Annotated in this window: 22 protein-coding genes; 4 read left to right on the top strand and 18 right to left on the bottom strand. The window is 43.8% G+C overall.

What is annotated here, in order from left to right:
• The 4 genes from NQ503_RS13480 to NQ503_RS13495 are packed head-to-tail and all read right to left on the bottom strand — an operon-like array spanning position 1 to position 4930.
• Positions 1-972, bottom strand: coding sequence for an aldo/keto reductase (locus NQ503_RS13480; protein ID WP_044926172.1), 972 nt, complete (start codon positions 970-972; stop codon positions 1-3).
• Positions 973-995: 23 nt separating this feature from the next.
• Complete coding sequence (locus tag NQ503_RS13485) at positions 996-1964, bottom strand: aldose 1-epimerase family protein (RefSeq protein WP_005427664.1); 969 nt, start codon at positions 1962-1964, stop codon at positions 996-998.
• A 48-nt stretch (positions 1965-2012) separates the two neighbouring features.
• On the bottom strand, positions 2013-3515 hold the full coding sequence (locus NQ503_RS13490; protein WP_005427665.1) for an FGGY-family carbohydrate kinase: 1503 nt from the start codon (positions 3513-3515) through the stop codon (positions 2013-2015).
• An 11-nt stretch (positions 3516-3526) separates the two neighbouring features.
• Positions 3527-4930, bottom strand: coding sequence for an L-fucose/L-arabinose isomerase family protein (locus tag NQ503_RS13495; protein WP_005427666.1), 1404 nt, complete (start codon positions 4928-4930; stop codon positions 3527-3529).
• A 178-nt stretch (positions 4931-5108) separates the two neighbouring features.
• Here NQ503_RS13495 and NQ503_RS13500 point away from each other — a divergent pair, with 178 nt between their 5' ends.
• Positions 5109-5957 (top strand): PocR ligand-binding domain-containing protein, encoded by an 849-nt coding sequence (locus NQ503_RS13500; RefSeq protein ID WP_022387944.1) that lies wholly within the window; start codon positions 5109-5111, stop codon positions 5955-5957.
• An 89-nt stretch (positions 5958-6046) separates the two neighbouring features.
• Here the strand turns inward: NQ503_RS13500 and NQ503_RS13505 are convergent, their stop codons facing one another.
• The 6 genes from NQ503_RS13505 to NQ503_RS13530 all read right to left on the bottom strand — a co-directional run bounded on the left by NQ503_RS13505 (position 6047) and on the right by NQ503_RS13530 (position 12914).
• Positions 6047-7048 carry an aldo/keto reductase gene (locus NQ503_RS13505; protein WP_005427670.1) on the bottom strand — a complete coding sequence of 334 codons (1002 nt, stop codon included), beginning with the start codon at positions 7046-7048 and terminating at the stop codon, positions 6047-6049.
• A 19-nt stretch (positions 7049-7067) separates the two neighbouring features.
• The gene (gene pfkB, locus NQ503_RS13510; RefSeq protein WP_005427671.1) at positions 7068-8003 is read right to left on the bottom strand and encodes a 1-phosphofructokinase; all 936 of its coding nucleotides are present in this window, start codon (positions 8001-8003) and stop codon (positions 7068-7070) included.
• Between the two features lies 1 nt (position 8004).
• A complete protein-coding gene (locus NQ503_RS13515) occupies positions 8005-9057 on the bottom strand; it encodes a galactitol-1-phosphate 5-dehydrogenase (protein WP_005427672.1) in 1053 nt (350 codons plus the stop codon).
• A 337-nt stretch (positions 9058-9394) separates the two neighbouring features.
• Positions 9395-10909, bottom strand: coding sequence for a xylulokinase (xylB, locus tag NQ503_RS13520; RefSeq protein WP_005427674.1), 1515 nt, complete (start codon positions 10907-10909; stop codon positions 9395-9397).
• Between the two features lie 73 nt (positions 10910-10982).
• Positions 10983-11993 (bottom strand): LacI family DNA-binding transcriptional regulator, encoded by a 1011-nt coding sequence (locus NQ503_RS13525; protein WP_005427676.1) that lies wholly within the window; start codon positions 11991-11993, stop codon positions 10983-10985.
• A 69-nt stretch (positions 11994-12062) separates the two neighbouring features.
• Positions 12063-12914, bottom strand: a complete 852-nt coding sequence (locus NQ503_RS13530; RefSeq protein ID WP_044926287.1) for a class II fructose-bisphosphate aldolase — start codon at positions 12912-12914, stop codon at positions 12063-12065.
• A gap of 299 nt (positions 12915-13213) precedes the next feature.
• Here NQ503_RS13530 and NQ503_RS13535 point away from each other — a divergent pair, with 299 nt between their 5' ends.
• Complete coding sequence (locus NQ503_RS13535) at positions 13214-13657, top strand: RbsD/FucU family protein (RefSeq protein ID WP_005427685.1); 444 nt, start codon at positions 13214-13216, stop codon at positions 13655-13657.
• A 168-nt stretch (positions 13658-13825) separates the two neighbouring features.
• On the top strand, positions 13826-16465 hold the full coding sequence (locus NQ503_RS13540; RefSeq protein WP_256147374.1) for a C1 family peptidase: 2640 nt from the start codon (positions 13826-13828) through the stop codon (positions 16463-16465).
• Between the two features lie 60 nt (positions 16466-16525).
• On the opposite strand, the gene NQ503_RS13545 is transcribed toward NQ503_RS13540, so the two are convergent.
• The 3 genes from NQ503_RS13545 to NQ503_RS13555 form a co-directional block, all read right to left on the bottom strand.
• Positions 16526-17017 (bottom strand): hypothetical protein, encoded by a 492-nt coding sequence (locus tag NQ503_RS13545; RefSeq protein WP_044926177.1) that lies wholly within the window; start codon positions 17015-17017, stop codon positions 16526-16528.
• Between the two features lie 230 nt (positions 17018-17247).
• Positions 17248-18246: a hypothetical protein gene (locus NQ503_RS13550; protein ID WP_005427697.1), complete on the bottom strand. Its 999-nt coding sequence runs from the start codon at positions 18244-18246 to the stop codon at positions 17248-17250.
• A 217-nt stretch (positions 18247-18463) separates the two neighbouring features.
• Positions 18464-20260 carry an L-fucose isomerase gene (locus NQ503_RS13555; protein WP_005427699.1) on the bottom strand — a complete coding sequence of 599 codons (1797 nt, stop codon included), beginning with the start codon at positions 20258-20260 and terminating at the stop codon, positions 18464-18466.
• A gap of 199 nt (positions 20261-20459) precedes the next feature.
• Here NQ503_RS13555 and NQ503_RS13560 point away from each other — a divergent pair, with 199 nt between their 5' ends.
• The gene (locus NQ503_RS13560; RefSeq protein ID WP_022388775.1) at positions 20460-21308 is read left to right on the top strand and encodes an AraC family transcriptional regulator; all 849 of its coding nucleotides are present in this window, start codon (positions 20460-20462) and stop codon (positions 21306-21308) included.
• Positions 21309-21389: 81 nt separating this feature from the next.
• Here NQ503_RS13560 and NQ503_RS13565 read toward each other — a convergent pair whose 3' ends face one another.
• From NQ503_RS13565 to NQ503_RS13585, 5 genes are all read right to left on the bottom strand, one after another.
• Positions 21390-22454 (bottom strand): cob(I)yrinic acid a,c-diamide adenosyltransferase, encoded by a 1065-nt coding sequence (locus tag NQ503_RS13565; protein ID WP_005427701.1) that lies wholly within the window; start codon positions 22452-22454, stop codon positions 21390-21392.
• A 65-nt stretch (positions 22455-22519) separates the two neighbouring features.
• A complete protein-coding gene (locus tag NQ503_RS13570; RefSeq protein WP_044926179.1) occupies positions 22520-22864 on the bottom strand; it encodes a glycerol dehydratase reactivase beta/small subunit family protein in 345 nt (114 codons plus the stop codon).
• Positions 22865-22866: 2 nt separating this feature from the next.
• On the bottom strand, positions 22867-24690 hold the full coding sequence (locus tag NQ503_RS13575) for a diol dehydratase reactivase subunit alpha (RefSeq protein ID WP_044926181.1): 1824 nt from the start codon (positions 24688-24690) through the stop codon (positions 22867-22869).
• A complete protein-coding gene (locus NQ503_RS13580) occupies positions 24687-25082 on the bottom strand; it encodes a diol dehydratase small subunit (RefSeq protein ID WP_005427704.1) in 396 nt (131 codons plus the stop codon). Before NQ503_RS13580 ends, NQ503_RS13575 begins: the two co-directional genes overlap by 4 nt.
• On the bottom strand, positions 25079-25768 hold the full coding sequence (locus tag NQ503_RS13585) for a propanediol/glycerol family dehydratase medium subunit (protein WP_005427705.1): 690 nt from the start codon (positions 25766-25768) through the stop codon (positions 25079-25081). Before NQ503_RS13585 ends, NQ503_RS13580 begins: the two co-directional genes overlap by 4 nt.
• Positions 25769-25777 lie beyond the last annotated feature (9 nt).

A 25777-nucleotide genomic window follows, 5' to 3' on the forward strand; every position in this document is an offset into this window, starting at 1 on the left:
TTATCTCCTATCTCTTCTCAAATCAAGCCATTCTACTTCTTCTTTTGCAAGTACAATATCCAAAGCCTTCGCATTGCTTGCGATCCTGCTCGCCTTTTTGGCACTGACAAGCGGAAAGACCTCAAAATCCTGATTCAGGATCCATGCAAGTGCAATCTGCGGTACTGTGCAGTCCTTTTCTTTTGCCAACTGTTCTGCTCTTGCAAGGCGTTCAAAATTCTCAGGATAACAGTATCCTTTCACTGCATTCGGATCCAGGATTTTCTTCGCCCCTTCTATGTCATCGCTTTTGACGATTCCGGCAAACATTCCTCTTCCAAGACTGGAATACGCCAGTACAGGTATATGGTTATCCCGATACCACGCTCTTGCTTCTTCATTAGAAGGGCCTGAAATTGTTACACATCCCGGGCCACCGCCCCAGGGATCTCCGATCTGATCACAGAGCCCGAAATTTGGGCTTGATACAGAAAATGGAACAAGTCCATGTTCTACTGCATAACGATTAGCTTCTGCGATTCTCTGGTGTGTCCAGTTTGATCCTCCAAATGCACCAATCTTTCCTGCTTTATGATATTCGTTTAAAATTTCTACCATCGGCCCTGGTTCAACCTTCAGGTCATCTCTGTGCATCAGATAAATATCTATATAATCTGTGCCTAATCGTTCAAAAGACTGTTCAATATCATGTTTCAGATCTTCCGGAGTCACTCGGTCTCTCCCATCATATGGATGGCATCCTTTGGAAATGATCACGACTTTTTCTCTGTTTCCACGGTTTTTGAGCCAATGCCCCAGAGAGACCTCACTCAATCCATAATTTTCAGCTGTATCAAAAGTCGTAATTCCCTGTGCATAAACCTCATCCAGCAATTCATCTGCATCTTCCCCCTGAATCATTGACGGTATCGCACATCCAAAAATGATCTTCGATAATGGTTTTGTGACATATTTTATTTCCTGGTATTTCACTTCAGCTTTCCTGCCTTTTGTTTTTATTTTTCAAATAATTTTATATTTACCTGATATTCAACAGATTCACCCGGGTTCAGGAATTTCAGCATACCAGTCTTTCTCATGACATCTCTTCCATCCGGATAGCAGTTTCCACATTCCAGACCAAGAACATAATCACGTACCCCCATCATCTTCCATTCTACAAATCCATCCAGTTTGGAAGCGTCAAAGCTGATTTCCAGTCCAACATTTAATTTAGGCTGATAAATACTTGCTTTTCCATCGGATCCTTCAAATTTATGATAATAACATCTTTCCTGATAATTGCCCTGTGGTTTTTCCATATGCATCCAGTTTGCAATATCTTCTTCCGCATGAGCATCTCTTGCTTTTACTTCTACGGAAGGAATCTTAATTTCACTTTCTTCATCAAGGAGCGGATATCCCATATTCATATGATACAGAATCTCCATCGGTTCCGTTTTGCTTCCTGTATTTTCGATCTTATCCTGAATGGAAAATGTATTTTCTTCTTTGGAAATTTTTACAGTTCTTGCCAGAACCAATTTTCTTCCAAAGATCACTTCGTCTTTTGTCACTGAATGAATGCGGATTTCTTTTTCATTCTCGTCCCAGTAACTGTGTGCACATGGCTGATTTGCAATAGAACCATGAAGTGGAAGTTCTTCTCCATCATCTGTACATGGTGTTCCAACAGCCTGAAGACCACAGGTAGTTAAAAAACCTGCTGTAAATGACTGCAGCCAGTTTGAACCTGTTTTATCATAATATGCAGGAGCTACATAACCACATGGGGAAAAATAACTCATGTTAATGCCTTTATAACGAAGTCTTGTAATATCACCATTTCTGTCCGGGGAAAGTGTCAGCTCAAGGCCTTTTCCGTTCGTTGCCTCATAAAGGCGCATCCCGTCTCCCTTGCCTCCAACCAGGCGATGTTCCTCAACTCCACTGATCTGTGTTTCATGTCCAATATAAGGATTCATTGTAATCTCCTTTCCAGATAACACTTTATCCTCACAGAAGCCGCCCGTTTACACGAGCGGTCTTACTGCCTGATATACTTTCGCATATCTTTCAAAGATATGCATGTATTTTTCATGCATTTCCTTTCTTGGAAGGTATTCCACGGTTTCTTCTACCATATGTTCAGCCGCATCATTCAAGTCTTTGAATACTCCTGTGGCAATACCTGTCAGCATAGCACTGCCAACTGTACCTGCATCAACTGTTTTGAGTGCTGTGATCGGTACATTCAGCATGTCTGCTTTCATCTGCATCCATTCTCCTGACCTTGCACCGCCACCGGTTGCATTGAGCTTTTTGAATTTACATCCAGATTTCTTCAATGCGCTGGTGTTCACCAACATTTCATAAACAACACCTTCCATGCAGCCTCGATAAATATCTGCTACAGTCGTGTCTGTGGTAAGTCCAAGAATTGCTCCTTTGGATCCTGTGTCCATATAAGGTGTTGCCGCTCCGGCAAAATGAGGAAGAATCAACAGATTGCTTGGATTTTCTTCACCGCGCTCTGTTGCATATTTCTTTTCGAGATATTCATTCACTGAAAGGTCTCTGTCTGCTGCTGCTCTTTTTTCATCTTTTGCAAGATTATCCACACACCACTGGATCAGTGCCCCGCCGGTATAGGAAAAAGCATAAGCAACATATTTTCCGGGGATCACATATGGTACAATGGAAAAATATCCATCGTACATTGCATCTATATCCGGAATGGAATCATAAATTGGAGTTACACATTCAACAGTCCCTGCGCCATCCACTGCAACAGAAGAATCAAATGCACCGGCTCCGATTGCCGCAGATACCTGATCATGACTGATCGATACGATATGTGTAGACGGTGCAAGACCGGTTTTCTCTGCAGCCTCTGCCGTAATTGCTCCGGCATCTGTACCTGTCGGTACCGTCTTTGACATTTTATTCACATCAATGCCGGCTACTTCAAAAATTTCCTTACTCCAGTCAAGTTTCTTAATATCAAATGCCATAGTCCTGGTAGCCAGAGAATAATCAATCTGGCGTTTTCCAGTAAGATGATATACTACATAATCTTCCATCAGGAATATATATGCAGCTGCATCGTAAATCTCAGGTCTGTTTTTCTTAATCCACATCATTTTAGGGATACTGTACATCTGATGTGCTCGCAGACCGGTGATTCCGGCAAGTTCACGTGCACCGAACTTTTCTGTCAAAGCTTTGCATTCTTCTTCTCCACGTGGGTCTGTATAAAGCATGGCTGTATGAAGTGGTTTACCATTTTCATCTGTCATAACAAAAGTTTCTCCGAAACTGGTCACACCGATTCCGGCAATGTCCGGATATTCTTTTGCCATTTCTGCGACTACTGCATAAACCCCATCCATGATCGTAGATACATCTACTTCATGTCCGCTGACACTTCTGCGGACCGGATAATCTTTGTATGCTTTATTCAGATACCTGCCCTGTTCATCAAACACCGTACATTTACAACCGGTCGTTCCTATATCCAATCCTGCAATTTTCATATCATTCGCTCCTAGTCAATATCTACCCATTCATATCCCAGATATGTAGTAAATGCTTCTTTTAAGATGTCTTTCATATGTCCGACACCTACACATGTATGATGTTTAAATCCACCTCTTGCCAGACGGATCATCTTGTCTTCCATATTCGGGATCTGGCATACACCGGCGCATCCAAAGTATGCATCCTCGATCGGATCATCGGTAAATTCTGCTTCAGATGCATAGATTTTGATCTTACCGTCTACTGTCAGGCAGTTAGAAATTGTTGTCTTGAATGGACGAATTCTTCCTTCGTTGGTTCCCCAGCCACTTCCCGGATCACCTTTGTCAAACATCTTGTGGGATGTAACGGTTCCTTTCTTTGTCATCAGACTCTGTGCACAGGATCCACAGTGGAAAAGAATCAGTTTATCTTCTGCATCGCCGTAGTTGTTGTTCCAGTCAAGTACTGCTGTCGGCTGTTCGCTTGCCAGCTGCATTGCACGCATGGAGATTGCAGATGTCAGATCGATCTCGCAGGATGTTGCGATTCCACGGTCATTCAGTTCAGAAAGGAGTACGCATGGACATACGCGAAGGATTGTTTCCATTTCATTCCAGCAACGGATTGCAAGTGCATCCAGATGGTACTCTTCAACATATTCATCAATAACAACGGAGATCTTGGAAAGCATAATCTTCTTGTCTTCCGGAACATTTGAGAAATCTGTATAGTTCTCAAGGCGTTCTTTTTTAGCCAGTACGGCCGGATCGTTATCTTCTTTTGCGTTTACTTTATAGAATACCTCAGAAAGGTCAAATGCTTCTACCGTAATACCATTTTTCTGTAAACCAATCTCATCAAAACGTGTAGTCTTGAATGCTGTAGTTCTTGCTCCGATGCATCCGATCGTAAAGCGTTTCATACCGTTAACAACTCGGCAGATAGCAGCAAAATCTCTTAAGTTCTCCTGGAATTTCTCAGAAAGCGGATGAACTACATGTGGTTTTAATACTGTAAATGGAACCTGATACTGAGTAAATACATCTGTTACAGAAAATTTACCGCAGAATGCATCACGTCTGTGTGCAAAATCCATCTTGCCGATTTCATCCGGATATGCCTGCATCAGGATCGGAACGCCTGCATCCTGAAGTGCTGTGATCGCACCATTCTCATCTGCAAAGATTGGCATAGAGAAGATAACGCCGTCATACTGTCCTTCGTGCTCTTTGAGCCATTTTGCATAGAGAAGGCCTTCGTCTCTTGTCTCGATTCCGCCGTATCTTGTCAGGTCTGCATCCATTGCGATATAATCATATCCTGCGTCCGTTACAGCTTTGATCATATCCTCTCTTGCTCCGTAGATCAGCTCGCCTGGCATAAATCCTCGGTTACAAAATGCCAATGCAAATGTCATTTTTTTGCTCATATCTATATCCTCCTTGTTTCTTCTTGAGTGTTTTTTTCATTTTCTGTGTTTATTTTAGTGGATTTTCTTTTTCTTTTATATAGACTTTTGTTCTACTTACTTTGATTTTGTTCGCATTTGTGATATGATTTCCATATGATTTCGAATTAGATATGAACATAGAAAGGATTTTCTGAAAATGATATCCAGCTTTGATATTGCCAAATTGCATTCTTTGTTAAAAGACTTTTATCAGCTCACAAAAATCCGCATCACTGTTTTTGATGACTCTTTTCGTGAACTGACTTCTTATCCGGATGAGATCGCAGATTTCTGTAAGCTGATCCGCCAGACACCCGGCTGTGCCATGAAATGTCATCTGTGTGACCGCCATGCCTGTGATATTGCTTCGCGTCGTACTTCTTCTTATACTTATCACTGTCATGCCGGGCTTACAGAGAGTATCATCCCGATCCGTATGGGAAACATTGTGATCGGTTATCTTCTGTTCGGACATGTTTTTTCGTATACAAGTTATGACGAGGGTTGGAAAGTGATCCGTGAGAGATGTGCAGATTATGGAATTTCTTTTGATGAGCTTGAGAAATGCTGCCGGAAGCTTCCAAACCTTTCGGAAGAATATATTGATTCCGCTTCGCATATTATGAAAGCGGTCGCATCTTATCTTTGTATGGACCGTATGGTTTCGATGCATCAGCAGGAACTTCCAGTACAGATTGATGAATATATTCAGTCACACTACACTGAAAGAATCGACGCGGTGTCGATTGCACAGCATTTTCACATTGGAAAAACGAAGATTTATGAAATCGCCCGGCAGAATTATGGAATGGGCATCGCGGAATATATCCGGAAACTGCGGATTGACCGGGCAAGACAGCTTCTGGCGGAGCAGACGGATCTGTCACTTGCTGAGATTGCCTATAAGTGTGGTTTCAGTGATTATAATTATTTTATCACGGTATTTAAGAAGCTGGTCGGAGTTCCACCGATCGCGTACCGGCAACAGATCGTGAAGGCAGAGTAAGGGGAGAGCGGCCTTCGCAACTGCGAGCGCCCTCCCCTCGCAAAGTTTTTCAATTGTCAAAATGATTGACGGGTCTAAGGACAGTTCCCTTACTTAACAATAAATCCCTCTTCATCCCACAGATCATGCCAATCCTTTGCACCTTCCCACAGGAATACCTGGCCTTTAACCAGACGGTTTCCTCTTTCCAGTGTTCCAATCTTGGCCATTTCTTCTTCTGTCAACGGATCTTCTGTCACACACTTCAGATTACTTACATAATTATGTACAGAGAATGGAATAGAAATCTCACCTCTCTGATGAGCCCATTTCAGAGCGATCAGTGCAGGATGAACACCGTGTGCTTTGGCAATTTCCTGCATTTCCGGTGTCTGCATATCCGCAACATCTTCCGGACAGATATCTCTTTCCGGTCTTCTCGGTGAACCAAGTGGCATATAGCCTACCGGCTGGATATTATGAGCAACAAGATAATCATACTGTTCCTGCTGCTGGAAGCATGGATGAAGTTCCAGTTCACAGGCTGCCGGTTTGATTTTCATTAAAGGAAGAACCGCTTCCAGTTTCGGGATGGTCATATTGGAAATACCAATATAACGGATTTTTCCTTTTTCTACCAGTTCTTCACACTGACGATATGTATCCATGAATTCTTCTACGCTGAATGGTCTGGAATCTGGATTTCTGGAATCTACATCACAGAATGGTGCATGATAGTTCGGGAATGGCCAGTGAATGAAATACAGATCTACATAATCGCACTGAAGATCCTGAATACTCTTTGTGCAGGCTTCTTCGACCTTTCTGTGCATGTCATTCCATACTTTTGTCATGATAAAAAGATCTTTTCTTTCTACGACACCTTCATCAAAAGCTGTTTTGAAAACCTCACCTATCTGATGTTCATTTCCGTAGCATGCTGCACAGTCAAACATACGATATCCGCTGCGGATTGCACCTGCAACTGCTGCCGAAACATCTTCAGCGCTTACTCTGTCAGAACCAAAGGTTCCCATACCCATACATGGAACTTCTTCTCCTGACGGAAGTGTTACCTTCGGCACGATTGCCGGATCAATAAATTCTGCCATTTTTGTTTCCTCCTGGATTTTAATTATATAGTTTTTGTATAACAATCTGCGGAAGCAGTTTTTCCATATCTTCCATTACAAAAAATCCCGTTTCTTCACGCATTGCCGCAGCGGCTGAGATCGCACTTGCTCTTCTTAAAGTTTCTTCCAGAGAAAGGCCCTCGCTTAAACCAAGTGCAAATCCAGCGATCATGGAATCACCACATCCTACGGTATTTACTGCATCAATCTTTGGAACGATTGCCCGGAAAATTCCCTCTTCACCAACAGCAAGAGAACCATCTGCTCCAAGGGAAACTACTACGATTTCCACTCCGTTTGCATGGATTGTCTTAGCTGCATCAATGATATCCTGAATATCATCACAGTGTGTGCCCGTCAGCATACGAATCTCATCAATATTTGGTTTTATCAGTGTCGGACATGCTTTGATTCCCATTTCAAGCAGTTTGCCACTGGTATCAAGGATCACCGGTTTGCCGGCTTCTTTTACAATTTTGACCAGTCTCTGATATGCAGTTCCATCAAGACCCTTCGGTACACTTCCGGACATGGAAACAACATCTGCATCCTTAACAAGCTCTGTAAATTTCTTTTCGAATCCCTGGAAATCTTCTTCAGTCAACGTAAATCCCGGTTCCAGAAATTCTGTCTGGACATGATTCACTTCATCCCAGATATTGATGCAGGATCTGCTTTCCGCATCTACATGATAAAACTCACCTTTGATTCCAAACGGTTTCAGAGCATCTTCAATATAGTTTCCTGCGTGGCCACCTACAAATCCGGTTGCTACGACTTTCGCACCATAAATAGATGCCGGCTTGGATACATTGAGACCTTTGCCTCCGGGAACGTAAGAACATTCCCGGACACGGTTTACTTCGCCTACTTTAAAATCATCGACTACATATCGTTTATCGATTGCAGCATTTAATGTTACTGTCAGTATCATTTTATTCTTCCTCGTTTGATAACAGGATCTTACCTTTTACAAGCCCCGGTGTCTTAAATAACTGGAATGCTTCCTGTGCCTGGCTCATCGGAATCTTCTTATAAATGAAGCCCGGATCAAATTTCAGCTGACCGGTTGCAAAATAATGCGCGGTCAGATCCCATTCACGTCCCGGGAATGGTGCACTGTAAGACATCCATGAACCTGTCAGTTTGAATTCTTTACGGTTCATATTTTCCCACTGTTTTGGTGTAAAGGTCAGATTCTCATGCGGTGTTCCGATGAAGCATACATGAGCTTTGTTTGCAGCCAGTTCAAATGCCATATGCATGGTCGGAACCTGTCCGGCTGTCTCAAATACGAAACCATATCCTTTTCCGCCTGTAATAGCCATGGCTTTTTCCATATATCCTTCTTCTTTTGTATTGATGACTTCATCTGCACCAAGACGTTTTGCAAGTGCAAGACGTTCATCACTGATATCAAATACAACAACTTTTTTGGAACCGAAGATCTTTGTCCACTGCATAGTGAACATTCCGACTGTACCGCCACCAAGGATCGCAACATATTCTCCACCATGATAATCATTCTGGAATACCCCATGGATTGCAACTGTTGCAGGTTCAAACATAGCGCCCTGCTCATACGGAACTGTTTTATCAAACGGAACTGCATTCTGCTCCGGAACTACTACATAATCTGCATTGCTGCCCTGCTGTCTGGAACCAATAAAGCTGTAATGTTTGCAAAGAGAGAAGTTACCCTTCTGACAATCGTCACATTTCATGCACGGAAGAAGTGGAGCACCGGATACACGATCCCCAACTTTAACTTTGGTTACGCCTTCGCCAACTTCTACCACATCACCGGAAAATTCATGTCCCAGAACAATTGGATAAAAATGAACTCCGTGATTGAGAACACGAGGAATGTCAGAACCACAGATACCAGAGTATCTGACTTTGATTTTTACAGTTCCTTTGGTTACTTTTGGTTCTTCGACTTCCTGATACTGTACATCTTCATTTGCAACTACTACTGCTGCTTTCATAATATATATTTTCTCCTTTCGTGAAAGGAGGGAAAAGCCTTTTCTTTCACTTGAAAGTGGAGGAATCCCACTTGGTAGTGAAATGAATCCCGAGGGGGACGAGCGTCGCCCCCTCAGACTCCCCCTGCATTGGATGAATGTAAGCCATTTTATTCAAGACGGAAGGGAGTGAATAAGGTTGTTCTCTCCTGGTTGTTTAAATATGTAAGATGTCCTGTGTGGGGACATTCTATTGGTGATAGTTTCTCATACTGTTTATATATGTAGGCTGTCCTGTGTGGGGACCTTCTATTGGTGATGAGTTATCTGTCTCCCAAGACAGACAAATATATCATTTTTATTTCGCGGTCATCATGTGGGCCAGGGACTTATAGAGTTCAAGGTATGTCTGGTAAGTCTGGTCGTAGATGGCTTTGTTCTCCGGACTCGGTTCATGACGGCGGGTTTCTTTGACAGTAAGTGAAACTGCCTCATCATAATCCTTATAGAATCCAACTCCTACGCCTGCAAGGATTGCTGCTCCAAGTGTCGTAGCCGTATCAGATGCCGGAACAACGATCGGTTTACCTGTAATATCGGATTTAATCTGTGTCCAGAGTAAAGAATTCGCAGATCCACCCATGGCTCTCAGAACTTCTGCCTCCGCTCCGGCTTCCTCTGCAACTTCCAGGTTATGTCTCAGGGAAAGAGCCACTCCTTCCATACAGGCACGCACCATATGTCCCTTGGTCTTGGCAAAATCCAGGCCGTAGAAAACACCTTTTGCATACGGATTCCAGATTGGTGAGCGCTCTCCGGACATATATGGAAGAAATACCATTCCATCACATCCCGGGGCTACTTTTTCTGCGATTTCATTAAGCTGATCCAGTGATGAAGTTCCTGTCTCTTCTTTCATCATACGCTCATAGTCTGCAAATTCATGTTCAAACCAGCGCATGACTCCACCGCCTCCGGTAGTTCCTCCCTGAAGGAGCCACTTGCCCGGAACAACATGATAACTGAGGATCAACCTTGGATCAGCTTTGTACTCATCTGTACAAATGCTCATTCCCCCGGCCTGTCCTCCCTGTTCCTGTGTTTCTCCTGTATGGATCACACCAGCTCCAAGCGTTCCGCATGCAGCATCAAGTCCACCGGCAACAACCGGTGTTCCCTCGGCAAGTCCACACTCTGCTGCTGCCTTCGCGGTGACAGTGCCTACCACATGATCACAGTCACATATTTCCGGAAGGAATCCCATCGGAATTCCAAGCTGTTCACACATCTCTTCATCCCAGCATCCTTTTTTCATATCAAAACAATGTAATCCATAACCCTGAGAAACATCCTGTGTGATCGCATCTGTCAGTTTAAATGCGATATAACTGTTCGACTGAAGGATCTTATAGATTTTCTCGTAAACTTCCGGCTTATTTTCTCTGTACCAGATGATCTTTGCTGTAGAATAAGACGGCTGAAGGGAATTTCCTGATATCTTAAAAATCTTATCAGCCCCAACCTTCTGGTTCAGTCTGTCACAAATAGCCTGTGCTCTGGTATCCATCCAGATCGGAGTATTCGTAAGGACTTTTCCTTCCTGATCTATTGCAATTGCCGACCAGCTCTGTCCGTCAATTCCCACTCCGGCGATTTCTTCCGGTGCGATTCCGGCTTTCTGTATCGTTTCCTCTGTTGCCTGGCAGACTGCGCTCCACCATTCTTCAGGATTCTGCTCTGCCCATCCCTCATGCGGATAATATACCGGATAAGCACCATTTGCTGCTGCAAGGACTCTGCCTTCTCTGTCAAATACAGCAACCTTACAGGCACTTGTTCCGATGTCAATTCCAAGTAAATATGATTTTTTCATTTTGCTGCTCCCATTTTCCGAAATATCCGAATTTTCTTCTCTTCAGCTGACACTCCGATCTGTTCTCTCTGTATCATTTTAAAGTATTTACAGACTTGCCTTCTATGATTTCTGTCTGCAGTTTTTCTGTAAAAAACTCTTCTGATTCTTTTTTGCCATTTTCCAGATGTTCCAGCATGATTCTTGCCACTTCTCTGGCAATTCCATCCGTTGGCTGTGATACGATCGTCAGCTTTGGGTTACATGCCCTCGCAAACTGCAGATTGTCAAAACCAATCACAGAAAGCTGTTCCGGTATCTGTATTCCAAGTTCATTTACTCCGATCATGGCCCCCATTGTCATTTCGTAGTTGGTCACAAACACCGCTGTCATATCCGGATTTTTCTGCACCAGTTCCTCCAGACTCCGTACACCGCCCTGAATCGTATAATCTCCATGACAGATCAGGGACTCTCTGACCGGAATTCCGGCCTTTTCCAATGCTCTGTAATATCCGGCCATACGTTCCTGTGCAGTAAAAATCCCCTTCGGTCCACCGATGATCCCGATATAGCGATGGCCTCTTTCTATAAACTGTCGTACTGCATCCTCCGCAGCTTTTTTATTGTCCACCAACACACTGTCACAGGAAATTCCCTGTATCTTACGGTCAATCAGAACGATTGGTTTTCCTGTCCTCTGAAATTTCTTCAGATGATTTCCTTCTTCATCGACCGGCATATTAATAACCCCGTCAACCCGCCTGCGGATCAGGAACTCTATTGCCTCCCGTTCCAGTTTCTTATCGGTTCGACAGTCACAGACGATCGTGGCATAGCCATGACTTCGAAGGACATCTTCCATACCCGTTATAATTTCAGCACAGAATGTATTATTCAACTCTGGAATCACAACACCTATCGTTTTGGTCGCATTCGTCTTCAGCCCCCTGGCAACTTCATTGACTTCATAATGAAGTTCCTCGATGGCTTCTTCAATCTTTATTCTGTTTTTCTCTCGGACGTTACCGCCATTAAAATACGAAGAAATCGTAGCCAGACCAAGGCCAGTCCGTCTGGCGATGTCTTTCATTGTTGCCGCCATTATGTCTCACTGCCTTCTGTTTCCACTGATATTTCTGTGTACTGAATCATGGTTCTCATACTTTTTTATTTATTCTGCTTTTCCGTCACATCCGCAGACTTTCATTCTTGCCATAACCAGTTCCTTCACCGCTGCAATAGCTGTCTTACCATATGCCTTTGGATCAATGGTATCCGGTTTTTCTGCAAGAAGTTCTTTCACTGCCTTAGAATATGCTGCCCGAAGTTCTGTAGCAAAGTTTACTTTGCAGATACCACGTTTTACACAATCCATAACATCTTCATCGCTGAGTCCGGATGCGCCATGGAGAACCAGCGGAATGTCTACAACTTCACGAATCTCACTGAGACGTTCTTTGTCGAGAACCGGTGTTCCCACATAGAAACCATGTGCAGTTCCGATTGCAACTGCAAGAGATGTAACTCCTGTACGCTCTACGAATTCTTTTGCTTCCTGTGGATCTGTGTTGGTGTCTGCCTCTGCTTCCAGATCATCTTCTTTACCGCCGACCTTACCAAGTTCTGCTTCGCATGGAATATCAAGTGCTTTTGCTACATCTGCCACACGTTTGGTCTCTGCGATGTTTGCTTCAAAATCCAGTTTGGATCCATCGATCATAACAGAAGTATATCCTGCATGCATTGCCTGCATAGCAAGCTCAAAGCTGCTGCCATGGTCCAGATGAAGGCATACCGGAACAGATGCTTTCTTTGCTTCTGCTGCAACGATTGCCGCATAGGTATCTACGGTACCGTATTTAACTGTAGATGGTGTAGTCTGGATCATAACAGGTGCTTTGAGTTCTTCTGCTGCCTGGATGATTGCTTTGACCATCTCCATGTTCTCTGCGTTAAATGCACCTACTGCATAACCGCCTTTCTGAGCTTTGGACAGCATTTCTTTTGATGTAACAAGTGGCATAATGATTTTCCTCCTCATAATATATGTATGATTTTTGTTCTTACTGTTTCTGTAATGCCGGATAACATTTACAAAACCGAAACGTTTCCGTTTGAGCCAATCATACCTCTGTTCTCTGATTCTGTCAACCATAAAATATTCACTTTTCAATTTCTTCAAAACAGTGTAAAATATTCATCTTTTATCGGAAAATATTCTCTTGCAAAGTATCATAAATGCAGGTACATTCTTTATATAGAGGCTGTCTCTGTGCGAGATATGCCATAATTCAGTAAAAATTTGAACGGAGGCATAAAGATATGTTAAAAGGAATTCCTGAAATCTTATCACCTGAATTATTAAAGGTATTATGTGAAATGGGACACAGCGATCGTCTTGTTATCGCAGACGGTAACTTCCCGGTTGAATCTATGGGTAAAAATGCGATTACCATCCGCTGTGACGGACATGGTGTTCCGGAAATTCTGGAAGCGATCCTGAAAGTTTTCCCACTGGATACTTATGTAGAACATCCGGTTAACCTGATGGAAGTAATGCCTGGTGACGATGTAGAAACCCCGATCTGGGATACCTACAAAGAGATCATCCGTAAATATGATGACAGAGGAGATGCTGTAGTAGGAAACATCGAACGTTTTGCATTCTATGATGAAGCCAAAACAGCTTACTGCATCATTTCTACAAGCGAAAAAGCTCTGTATGCAAATGTTATGCTGCAGAAAGGTGTTGTTATCAACAAATAATCATCGGCCATCTTTTTTCCTAAGCTGCCCTGGAGATTTTCGAATCTTCAGGGTATTTTTATGTCAACTTTCTGTTTTCATCCGGTTGCTTTTATTCTCATATGTGTTATGATAAAAAAAATCTGTTTTCAAGTGCAGCTATAAACGTTTTTAAAATCGGAGGTTATTATGCATTACCATAAATCACCTAAAAACAGACGAGTCCTTGCACTGCTTCTTACTGGCTCGCTCCTTTTCGGAGGAATTCCCGTTTATGCCGGCGAGTACAGCAATGTTGAATTATCAGCCGAAGACGATGGTTCTGATCTGACAGTTGATTCTGATTCAGCAGCTGATATGGCTGCTTCAGATGACACAGTGGCTTCAGAGGATACGAATCTGTCCATTGATGCAACAGATTCCGATGTATCTACAGACGAGGAAGGTTCCTCTATTGCGGCAGCCAATTCTGATAAAGAAAATGAATCTGACGATTTTAGCAGTGATGACAGCCAGGAAGTTTTCTCAGACGGGACAGTTACTGACATTGACAGCGAACTGGATTATGTTCTCGGGCGTCCAATGACAGATGGAGAACGTGAAGCCCAGCTCGCCATGATCCCGGAACTTACCGATATGCCTGTAACGGATGAAGTCACCAGTGATCTGGATATTGTACCCTATGCACTTTATCCAGAAGAATACAACTCGGCAAAAGAAGGGCTTGTCACACCCGTAAAAAATCAGAGTTCGACCAGCCTCTGCTGGGATTTCAGTCTTACCTCAAATATTGAGACCTCTCTTCTTTCAAGAGGACTCGGATATTATGATCTCTCAGAAGAGCATCTTGCTTATTTCTGGGCCAATCGCGTAAATGATCCTCTTGCTAATACTCCCAACGACAAGATCACAAGAACCAATGCTGATTATCACGGAACCGGAAATGGTCAGGTGGCTTCCTTCTTCTTAAGCACCTGGTCCGGTATGACCACCGAAGAAAAGGTACCTTTCTCTTCCACAACCAAAACCTGGCCGGAAGATCTTGCATACGACAGTGCTGCATATATGGAGGATGCTGTCTTTTCGGAATACGATGAAGACCGTGTAAAACTGCTTTTAAGCGAATATAAATCTGTATCGGCGATGATGTACTGGAATCTTCAGAATTATACTGTCAATACCGCAGCCTATTACCAGGCTGTTCCTAAACTTTCCTCTAATGGTAAACAGATGGTCAATCATGCTGTGACAATTGTGGGATGGGATGACAACTATAAGAAAGAAAACTTTATAGATGGTCCCAAGCCGAGCAGAAACGGTGCATGGATTGTCAAAAACAGCTATGGCACAGGCTTCGGTGACAAAGGCTATTTCTATATGGCCTATGACAATGCAACCTTTTCCAACCTGGTCTGCAATACTGCATCAACTTCAGAAGAATATAATAATAATTATTTTTATGATGGTGCTTCCGCAGGAACCGTTGTCTTTCCAGGTATTTCCAATGGATACTATGCTTCCAATATTTTTAAGGCAACCGCCGGAAAAGGAAAAGATGAAGAGCTCGGTGAGATCGTTACTGCAGTTCCACAGGATAATACTGATTTTCAGATTCAGATTTATACCGATCTGACGAATCCTTCTGATCCGACAAGCGGCACTCCTGCTTATGCCACACCAATGGAATATACGCAGGCCTTTGCCGGAATCCAGACCATTCGGCTTGAGAAGCCGGTGAAGATTCCACCGGGAACTCTCTACTCTGTTGTTCTTCAAATTCCGAACGGTTCTCAGAGATATTATCTGGAAAAAACAAGCAGCAGCAGTTCCTGGTTTACAACAGTTGCCGGTATTGATGCAAATCAAAGTTTTTATTCCGCAGATGGAAAAAGATGGACAGATGCAGCCAAATCCGAGTATTGTTTCTCCATTAAGGCACATACCAGAACCCTGAGTACTTCGACAGTCGTAACTCCTGATCCTGACCCGGATGAAACACCGATTGTTTCTCCGGCAGTAACACCGGCAGTTAGTCCAGAAATAACTCCGGAAATTGAAATTCCAGATGACACACCGGATACACCGGAACCGACTCCTACCATGACACCAACACCGACTCCTGTAAGTCATCGGATTAATTACAATAAAAACAGCAGTCTTGGGGTCGGAAATATGCCTTCTGCATCTTCCGCACAGGAAAAACAGACTATTACAGTTGGAAATGCACCATATTGTAAAACCAGATTTTTTGCCGGATGGAATACCCGCTCCGATGGACGGGGAAAGAGCTACAGTCCGGGGCAGAAAATACAATTAAACCAGAATCTCACACTTTATGCCCAGTGGAATTTCACCTATGTTTCATCTGCAAGGCTGATTTACCGGGTTGTCGGAAAACAGGCAGTTACCTGCTATGGAACAACAAACAAAAGGATCACCAGGGCCAGCATTCCTTCAATAATCCGTTACAAAGGAATCACCTATCGCGTCACCTCAGTCTGGGCTAATGCCTTCAAAAACAAATCACGGCTCACCACTGTTTCCATCGGAAACAACGTCTCCGTGATCGGCAAGAATGCTTTCTATAAGTGCAAGAAGCTCAAAAAGGTTACCATCGGAACCGGCCTGACACAGATAAACTCCGGAGCTTTCCGCGGAGTCAAAAAGGGATGCACGATCACGATCAAAAGCTTAAAGCTTAAGAAGGTTTCCTCCAAGATCGACCAGTCCACCAGCAAGATGACCGTATGCGTTCCACGAAAGAAATACAAGGCATACAAAAAAATACTCTGGAAGAAATCCCGGACGGTAAAAATTAAAAAGTTTTAAACAGCAAAAAGGAACAGGGAAGATGAAATTTCATCTTCCCTGTTCCTTTTTGCTGTTTTCTTATTTCAGTGTAATCAGAAACTGATAGGTCGTATCCTTCTGAAGTTTCAGAATATCCTCCGTGCAAATGATCTCTCCGTTCTCCGATTTATACCATATATTATTTATTGTCCTGTCACTGTTCAGTGCATAACTGCCGCTGACACTCGGAGTTGACTGAACGATGAGCCATTTCTTTTTACCCTGCAGAATCAGGGTTGTCATCGCCTCTGTACTGATTTCATCCGGTGCAGCCCTTCCCAGAATGATCTCCTGCGTATCTTCAAATTCTTTTCCTGTTGGGACTTCCTTCACAACAGCATGACAGATTTTGTGAATGTTTTGCTCCTCATCCTTCAAATCTTCATAGGTAACCGTCAGACTGTAATTCGAATCTTCTCCATCCAACAACTTTTCTGATCCGTCCGAATACACCAGAGTCACAGAATATGCTGAAAGTTTATCTACATAATCAGAAAAAACGGCCGGAACTTTCTCCAGATCCTGATCCAAATTTAATTTTACCGAGCTAAGCGCTGCTTCATCTCATATTCACTTCTATTCATCAATGCGTCATTCTCATTGATTTTTCTCAATTTCATGTATATTTTCATCTTTTCAGGCTCTTCATGTATTTCTTCTGTGCTTTGTCAAGAACTCTTTTGCACAGAAAAAGACAGGGGATATCTTTCCAGAATATTCCCTGTCCTTCGCCTTGCGTTCATTTTAATCTTCTTATTATTTTATTTCTTCTTATTATGATAGACCAGCAATCCAATCACTGCAAGTACTGCAATTCCGATAATCCATGTGAACGGATTCTGATACCATTTTGTTTTTGCAGCTTTTACATTCTGCCCGGACGCCTCGCGGATGTCCTTTGTGTCAGTGTTTTCTGCTTCAGGCTCTTTGGAGTCTTTTTCTGTATTTTCAGCTTCATCTGCTTCTTCTGTAATTGTCGGTGTTGGTGTCTCGGTCGCTTCTGCAGTCTCTGTCGGGGCTGGTGTCTCTGTTGCTTCTGCGGCCTCAGTTGGTGTCGGTGTCTCGGTCGCTTTAGCTACTTCGGTTGGTGTTACACTCACTTCTGCCACCGCATCCACACTCTCCTCTACAGTATCCGGGTGTTCCTTCTTCCATTCTTCTGTTTTCTCCAGATCTACCCAGCCTTCTGTTCCGTCAACCGTAGTCACTCCCCAGTGACTTCCATCTACCATTTCTGCATCCTGTGTGATATGAAGAGTCTCGCCATTTTCAATATCGCGCACTCCCGGAACTTCTCCATATTTTGTTCCAGGTCCCTGATAAAGCTTCTGGAAACCTCCTTCTGCATCTGCCTTTACATCATAATCAGCATTGTAATTCACATAATCCTTACCTGCGATATAAAGTTCAGAATCAATTGCTTCTTTTCTGGAATCCGCCGGCCTGCACTCGTCAAGCGGGGCGTATCCATACATGCCATGATATTCTGTGTATCCCCACGTACGGTTATTCTCGGTATCCTCTACTTCTCCTTCTATATGAAGCGCCGTTCCATTCGGAATCTGCTCATCATTCAGCCTCGTAGATTCCAGATCCGGCTGTGAATAAATATCGATTCCTCCTGCCTTTGATTCTACGATCATATAATAGTCTGTCGGATAATCCGGTTCTGTCTTACCCGTCTGTACATCTGCCATGACATTGACGCTCATCAGAAGTCCCAGTATCATAACCAGAAAACTTTTCGTCAGTTTTTTCATTTTCTTTTTATCCCCTTCACTCGCGTGTTTTCCTGTATTTCGTAAACCATCATACCACAGTACCGTTATAATGATAATCTTTTTTTGTCATAAAAAAATGTAAAAATCAACAAAAAGCGGAAGTTTTTCGACATAATTTACGGAAAGTACAAAGACCCCGGAGTTATCTCCGAGGTCTTTGCTTACATCATGGCACTTTTGAGAAAAGCCAGTTTCATTATTTGTACAGAGGTCCGTAGTTCTTGCAAGCGCGGAAATCTGCACCTTCTTTGTCCATTCCGAATGCATTCCATGCTGCCGGACGATAAATATCTTTTTCCGGAACGTTGTGCATGGATACCGGGATACGAAGCATAGAGCACATTGTGATCAGGTCAGCTCCGATATGTCCATAGGAGATAGCACCGTGGTTAGCTCCCCAGTTGTTCATTACATCATAAGCTGTCTTGAACGGTCCTTCTTTGCCATCGCATCTTGGAGCGAACCATGTGCATGGCCATGTGTAGTCTGTACGTTTCCAGAGTTTGTCAGATACTTCTGCCGGAAGAGCTACTGTCCATCCTTCAGCGATCTGCAGAACCGGTCCAAGTCCTTTGACAAGGTTCAGACGGATCATAGTTGCAGGCATCTGAGCTTTTGTTTCGTAACGGCTGGAGTATCCGCCTCCACGGAAGTATCCGTTGTCGGCCATACACCATTCTGTGTTATCCATGATTGCTTTCTGGTCTTCTTCTGTGATATCCCACCACTGTTTCATAACAGCATTGCCGTTTTCATCTTTAGCTTCGCCGTTAGCATCGAGGCATGCAGCACCGGAGTTGATCAGGTGAAGGAATCCGCCAGCTTCTTTTGCAACACCTTCAAGGTCATATCCTGTAGCTTTCTTAACAGCTTCCGGGCTCCAGTATGTACGAACGTCAGCGAAGATCTGAGCTCTGTTTGTAAGGAGTTTCATGAACATCATTCCAAGGCCATTGAGAACATCATTCTCTGTAGCGAGGATGTATGGCTCACGAGCTCCGTTCCAGTCGAAGGATGTGTTCAGCATAGCTTCTGCGAAGTCACCGTTTGGATAGAAGTCTGTCCACTGTCTCTGTCCCTGGAAACCAGCTGCCAGAGCGTTGTGTCCGATTGCTTCTTCGGAGAATGCAGGATCAAGGTTATCACAGCCGTTCATCAGTTCTTTGATGATAACTGCCATCTTAACTACAAATTCAAACTGCTCTTCTTTCTTTTCTGGTGAGAACTGCAGTTCTTCAGGGTTCTTGTCCCAACCAATCTTACATGTTTCTTTCGCCCATTTGAGAGCTTTTTCGAATTCTGCGTGATCGTAGATACCTTCTGTCATACGACGGATGATCTCAACCTCATCAACGGATTCAACACGCATTCCAAGATAGGATTCGATGAAATCGGAATCAATGATAGATCCACCGATACCCATTGTAACGGAACCGATCTGCAGATATGATTTTCCTCTCATGGAAGCTGCTGCAACTGCTGCACGTCCGAATCTGAGTAATTTTTCTTCAACGTCTGCCGGGATAGATGTGTCATCAGCTTCCTGAACATCATGTCCATAGATACCGAATGCCGGAAGACCTTTCTGTGCATGTGTAGCAAGTACGGAAGCAAGGTAAACTGCTCCTGGTCTTTCTGTTCCATTGAAGCCCCATACAGCTTTGATTGTCTGAGGATCCATATCCATTGTTTCTGCGCCATAGCACCAGCATGGTGTAACTGTAAGTGTAATGTCAACGCCTTCTTTACGGAATTTGTCAGCACATGCAGCACTTTCACCTACACGTCCGATTGTTGTATCAGCAATAACAACTTTAACTGGCTCGCCGTTGGAATATCTCAGATTTTCCTCGAAAAGTTTTGCAGCGGATTTAGCCATGTTCATTGTCTGCTCTTCAAGAGATCCTCTGACATCGAGTGCTCCTCTACGTCCATCGATTGTTGGTCTGATACCGATAACCGGATAGCTGCCTACTAATCTGCTCTTTGCCATGATTCATTACCTCCATTTAATTAAGTACTTTATTATACGAGAAGTTTTTACTAAAAAATCTCGTTGTTTCCTATATTTCATAGTATACAATTGCCAAACGTTAATTACTTGTGTTATAATAGCAAAAAACAGTACAATATTCACTTTTTTTAATTATTTTGTAAAAAATCTGTGAACTTATGATAAGGAGGCACTTATTTTGCACGATCTGGACCGCAACGAGGACCGTTTAAGAGGAACTTATGATTTTCCATTTGAATTTCATCATATCGACCACAATCATCCCCGCTACGTGATGTCCTATCACTGGCATGTCGAATATGAGATTATTCGTATTCTGGATGGCTCACTCACTGTCACTTTAGACGAAAAAAGTTTTACTGCTACTGCCGGAGATATCATTTTTGTGCATAGTGGAATCCTCCACAGTGGAATTCCTGAGGATTGTGTCTATCAGTGTATCGTCTTTGATGGAAACACTTTTCTCAAAAATAATTCAGTCTGCGCCGGATACATGCAGAAGATCATTCATCAGGAGATTTTGATCTATCATCATTTCACTCCGAAATATGTGGACATTTGTGCAACTGTAAACAGTCTTTTTGACGCATTATGGAAGAAACCTTCTGGTTATGAGCTGTCTGTGCTTGGACAATTTTACCACTTTTTTGGTCTGATTTTTGGTAATCATTACTATCTGGAGAGTGTCACACGCGCACGCCGCGATTACAAACGAATCCTGCAGCTGAAGCAGGTCCTGGATTTCATCGAGCACAATTATGCTTCTCCACTGACACTGCAGCAGCTTTCTGCCTCTGTATCCATGTCACCGAAATACTTCTGTCGTTTCTTTTCCGAGATGACACATCAGACTCCAATGGATTATCTGAATCACCAGCGGATCGAACAGGCCTGTTATCAGCTTTCCACCACTGATGACTCGATCACGGAGATCGCATATCGAAATGGTTTCAACGATCTGAGCTATTTTATCCGGACATTCAAAAAATATAAGGGGATCACTCCCGGGAAATATAAAAAAGCATAGCATAGAAAAAGAGCTCTGAAGACTCACACCTGCGCGAATCTTCAAAGCTCTTTTTTTATTATCACATTTAAAACAGTTGTATTACAGTACCTCATTCAGTACAGATAATCCATATTCTGCAAGGCTGTGATCTTCTTCACCGGTACCACCGCTGATTCCCAGTCCGCCGATGATGGTATCACCCACTTTAAGTGGAACTCCACCGCCAAAGATTACGATCTTGCCATTATCCATCTTGTCTACGCCATAGAAAGTTCCACCAGGCTGAGCCAGAACGCTTAATTCTTTTGTGGACATCTTGACCGCAACAGATGTATAGGCTTTCTTAGTTGCCACATCAAAGCTTACAAGAAACGCTCCATCCATTACATGGACGGCGATTGGATTTCCATCCGGTCCACAGACTGCAATAACAGCCTTCTTACCGCGACGTTCTGCTTCCTGTTCGATCTTCTCGATCAGACGCTTGGCACTGGCAAGTGTAATTCTTCCCTGAATGCCCATTCTCTTTAAAACTTCCTGGATCACAGCTTCATTGACTGCTCCTGTCTGATTCTGGTTCTCTGGCATGGTTCTGACCTCATCTTTTCCACCGTCCGATGTTTTTTCTGTCGGTTTATCCACCTCTTCAGCAGACATTTCCTCCATCTTTGCATCGGTATATCTGGCAAGTATATAAAGATAATCTGCCAGCCGGTTCATATATTTCTTAGCTCCGTTGTCCGCTCCGAATTTCACACTGACTGTTGCAAGTGCTCTCTCAGCCCTTCTTGCTACCGTTCTGGCTACATCCATTTCAGCAGACAGACGACATTTGCCCGGCAGGATAAATTCCTTCGGTCTCTGAAAAAGGCCTTCCATCCGGTTGATCTCGTCTTCCAGATATTCTGTTTTAACGTCGTCAATCCTGTAGTCTCTCTTGTAAGGATCTGCCACCCCTGCCATGACCGTGATCAGTGTACGCTGGATTTTCTCCAGAAACTGTATCGTGTCTTCATCCTTCAGCATGGTCTTAACCAGGCCCAGATGGCTGGTCAGTTCATCAATGGTTCCCACCAGCTGAATGCGGTCATCTGACTTGGAGACATTTTTTGTATGGACAAGGCTTGTCGTTCCCTTGTCACCGCCTTTTGTATAAATGTTCATCTTGGCATCTCCTGTATTGTTTACTGGTAACTATTTTACTCTCGAAAAATAAAATATGCAACAGGTTATTCTCCCCTGTAAATTGCTTTAAATGGCATCTTTTTAACTGCTCTTGCACTGTTTGCCCCCAGATTCCGGCACTGCCAGAAACGTGGTGCATTCAGTTCAAATACGTTATGTCCTTTTGGAAGCCGTCTCATCTGCATGGCAATCCTCTGACCACTCATTCCGATCCCCGATCCAAGCATGGAATCTTCTGCTGCCGCATGAGCCAGTTCATCCAGCTCCCCGGATTTTTCATGCACTTCAAACAACAGCCCCTCTTCTTCAATTCCTGAACAGACCTCGTGAAGAAGATCTGAATCAGCTTCCTGTGTATAAATAATGATCGTCGGTTTATTTACAACCACGTTTATCCCTCCTGGGTACTTCCGATATAAGACAAAAGCAGGCCCGTTGCAACTGCATTTCTCGGCCCTTCTGTTCCGCGGATGTTTCCGCGTCCGCATACAATACGGTATTCAGAAAGTGCCTGCATCAGCATTTCCGGTATCTCAAAATCTTCGGCTGAACCACCTACCAGTACCACATTCGGAATAGAGCGAAGATCATGCTCCGGTGCGACCTGACGAAGCGCACGAATTGCATTTCGTACAAAGACTTTGCGTTTGGCATCTCTTCGTACTTCCAGAATCCGCTCCATAGGAATATCTTCTTCAATACGGAGCATTTCATCCGGTGCCAGCAAAACTACATGTCCATAATATCTTGGATCAATGGATTCCTCGAAGAACTGCATAGCTCCATTTTCCAGCCGTAAATGAAAAAGACTTTCCACTTTTCCCATCGGATATTTCTTGATCTGTTCGGCCGTTGTCCGACTTTTAAGTCCCAGCTCTGTCTGGATCAGCATAGTTACCAGTTCACCGGCACCAGCCTGATGTGTAGTACGTACTCTGCCATCCGATTCCAGAACTGCTGCATCGGTAGAACCGCCTCCCATATCCAGAATAGCAAGCGGAAGTTTTGTTCCAGGAGTCGTCATGGCTCCAAGGGATGCCATAACAGCTTCTACACCGGCAACAACTGCTCGGATGTGAAGTTCCTGTTCCAACCGCTCTGCGATCTTTTGCATTGGAAGATGCGCAGTTTTGACCATTGCTGCAATACCAACCGCTTTTTCCATGCAGGTTTCTCCGGCAAGTGCACCGGAAATTTCTACAGGAGCAAGTGTGTCAACAGCAAGAATATCTGTGATCCGCACATCGTGATTCTCAGATTCTGCGACATCCGCCATACTTGTCCGGATACGCGTCAGCATATTTCCTACATTTGTATTGGGCTGACCATCGATATCCCGGATTTCTCCGGCTTCTGCCAGTCTGTCCATGATCTCGTCAGCGCCTCGATCTATATTTATGGATAATTCCTGCTGTCCATGAAAAACAATTTCACCTGCAGGAAGAATATTCTCTTTTATGTTCCCGTTCGGAGTTCGGATCACAACAGCACTTCTTTTGCCAATCAGACTTTTTGCAATCGGTGTGACTGCTCTTGTCTCATCTGCATCCAGTCCCAGAAGTGTCGCAATTCCATATGGATTGGAAAGCATCCGGATACTCGTACCCGGAAGTGCGACCTCAATTGCTGCCAGTTTCTCCTCCGGCACCTTGTCGATATGTCTTACTTCATCGACGATCGGGATTTTTTTGTTTAATCTGTTCTCAACAAGGACTGCCTCATCTGCCTGAAGAATCAGTCCACGGATATCCAGTCTCTCTTCATACTGATTCAGCTTCGCAGCTACTTCTTCGTAAGAAAATTGTGAGGATGCAACCAGAATATATGGTGTATTCTGCATACCTCTGTCCATATTTTCTATGAAAAGAAGCCTGCCCACTGCCTCACCTGCACCAGCCGGCGTGGATGGGTTATGGCCGATCATAGAAGATTCTGTGATAATCGTCTCTGTAATCGTTTCCATCGCCGTATCACCAATGACCGGAGCCGCCTCATTAAGCCTCACCAGATCAAGCTTTTCCAGTGGCATGCCAATCGCACTCATGGCTTCCTCAAGAGCTGCCTTGATTCCGTGAACATTCGGAAGCGTTCCCTTTGTTCCCGTGGTAATACGTGAAGCACTGGAGAGAAAACGGAAACTTCCATCCTCTCCTACGCTTCCAATACATACTTCAGTTGTGGAATTTCCTATGTCAACACCTGCAATCAGTTTCAACGAAGAATTCCCCTTTTTTCGTAAATTTCTGCTGCCTCAAGTACCAGTTTGGCGCAATGAGGAGCGTTGTATTTCTGAAGAAGTTCCTGCGCCATCAGAATCAGTTCTTTCTTGGTTGAACGATTCGGACGCAGTTTGTTATACATATCAAGAATAATATCATCAGGTACATTGACAAGTTCAGCTGCCCTCTGGAAATTTGCATCCATTGTCGGGTTATCTGCTTCCTTTGCAACCTGTCCCTGTTTTTTTAATGTTTCAGCGGAAATCTTAATGTCATCGGCTGTGACATTTCCTTTTTTTACTTCATCCAGCGTGATCTGAGAAAGCTTTTTGCCGGTTCTTGAAGTAATGGTATCCGCTTCACTCTGTCCTAAAGGATAGCTGCTCATTTTGTACCCTCCCATTCAATCATGCCTTTTTCCGGATCCAGCTGCTCTGTCTCAATAATATGAAGAAGTGCTGCTTTTACCTGATATTTTGCACGTACCATTGGATCGTTGGTACATTCGATCGGTGTTACCTTTTCGCCTTTTACATATTTGGCAGCATTACGTCCAATCTTACGATAGGTATCCAGATCCATCAGTGGTGCCTGTGGAAAAAGCTCCAGATTGGACAGTGGATACAGATCTTTCTGATGGATGACAGTTGTTCCTTTTGACTGCAGACCAATGCCGATTCCGGATCCGGAAAGCTTCGCTGCTTCCAGTCCCATAAATCCTACATCTGAGGTATCCAGCACTTTGACAACTCTTGATGTCATACCTTCTTCCTCGATTCCTGCACAGATATTGCGAAGAACTTCCTCCAGTGGAATGCCACTCATCGTCTTGGTGATCTCTGTTTGGAATGCTGCGCCGACTCCGATCACAACTTCTTTCGGATCAGTGCCCTTTGAGGCCCTTACCGCACCTTCATAAGAATGTTTCGGACGCATTCTTGTTTTTCCGGCAAAACTTCCTGTTCCTGCCGGTGCCGGTGTACTGCTCACATTCTGAGGCTGTGCACCGGATGCCATAAGCTGTACAACGACTGCCTGTGTTACGGCACGTACCAGCTGCTCATTTACTTCCATGGTGCACCT

The sequence above is a fragment of the Blautia obeum ATCC 29174 genome (assembly GCF_025147765.1).
GTDB classification, from domain to species: Bacteria; Bacillota; Clostridia; order Lachnospirales; family Lachnospiraceae; genus Blautia_A; species Blautia_A obeum.

What these genes read in the sequence shown, in the direction of transcription:
- NQ503_RS13485 (WP_005427664.1), bottom strand. Translation starts at nt 1,964, where the DNA reads ATGAATCCTTATATTGGACATGAAACACAGATCAGTGGAGTTGAGGAA.
- NQ503_RS13490 (WP_005427665.1), bottom strand. Translation starts at nt 3,515, where the DNA reads ATGAAAATTGCAGGATTGGATATAGGAACGACCGGTTGTAAATGTACG.
- NQ503_RS13495 (WP_005427666.1), bottom strand. Translation starts at nt 4,930, where the DNA reads ATGAGCAAAAAAATGACATTTGCATTGGCATTTTGTAACCGAGGATTT.
- NQ503_RS13500 (WP_022387944.1), top strand. Translation starts at nt 5,109, where the DNA reads ATGATATCCAGCTTTGATATTGCCAAATTGCATTCTTTGTTAAAAGAC.
- NQ503_RS13505 (WP_005427670.1), bottom strand. Translation starts at nt 7,048, where the DNA reads ATGGCAGAATTTATTGATCCGGCAATCGTGCCGAAGGTAACACTTCCG.
- pfkB (WP_005427671.1), bottom strand. Translation starts at nt 8,003, where the DNA reads ATGATACTGACAGTAACATTAAATGCTGCAATCGATAAACGATATGTA.
- NQ503_RS13515 (WP_005427672.1), bottom strand. Translation starts at nt 9,057, where the DNA reads ATGAAAGCAGCAGTAGTAGTTGCAAATGAAGATGTACAGTATCAGGAA.
- xylB (WP_005427674.1), bottom strand. Translation starts at nt 10,909, where the DNA reads ATGAAAAAATCATATTTACTTGGAATTGACATCGGAACAAGTGCCTGT.
- NQ503_RS13525 (WP_005427676.1), bottom strand. Translation starts at nt 11,993, where the DNA reads ATGGCGGCAACAATGAAAGACATCGCCAGACGGACTGGCCTTGGTCTG.
- NQ503_RS13530 (WP_044926287.1), bottom strand. Translation starts at nt 12,914, where the DNA reads ATGCCACTTGTTACATCAAAAGAAATGCTGTCCAAAGCTCAGAAAGGC.
- NQ503_RS13535 (WP_005427685.1), top strand. Translation starts at nt 13,214, where the DNA reads ATGTTAAAAGGAATTCCTGAAATCTTATCACCTGAATTATTAAAGGTA.
- NQ503_RS13540 (WP_256147374.1), top strand. Translation starts at nt 13,826, where the DNA reads ATGCATTACCATAAATCACCTAAAAACAGACGAGTCCTTGCACTGCTT.
- NQ503_RS13550 (WP_005427697.1), bottom strand. Translation starts at nt 18,246, where the DNA reads ATGAAAAAACTGACGAAAAGTTTTCTGGTTATGATACTGGGACTTCTG.
- NQ503_RS13555 (WP_005427699.1), bottom strand. Translation starts at nt 20,260, where the DNA reads ATGGCAAAGAGCAGATTAGTAGGCAGCTATCCGGTTATCGGTATCAGA.
- NQ503_RS13565 (WP_005427701.1), bottom strand. Translation starts at nt 22,454, where the DNA reads ATGAACATTTATACAAAAGGCGGTGACAAGGGAACGACAAGCCTTGTC.
- NQ503_RS13580 (WP_005427704.1), bottom strand. Translation starts at nt 25,082, where the DNA reads ATGAGCAGCTATCCTTTAGGACAGAGTGAAGCGGATACCATTACTTCA.
- NQ503_RS13585 (WP_005427705.1), bottom strand. Translation starts at nt 25,768, where the DNA reads ATGGAAGTAAATGAGCAGCTGGTACGTGCCGTAACACAGGCAGTCGTT.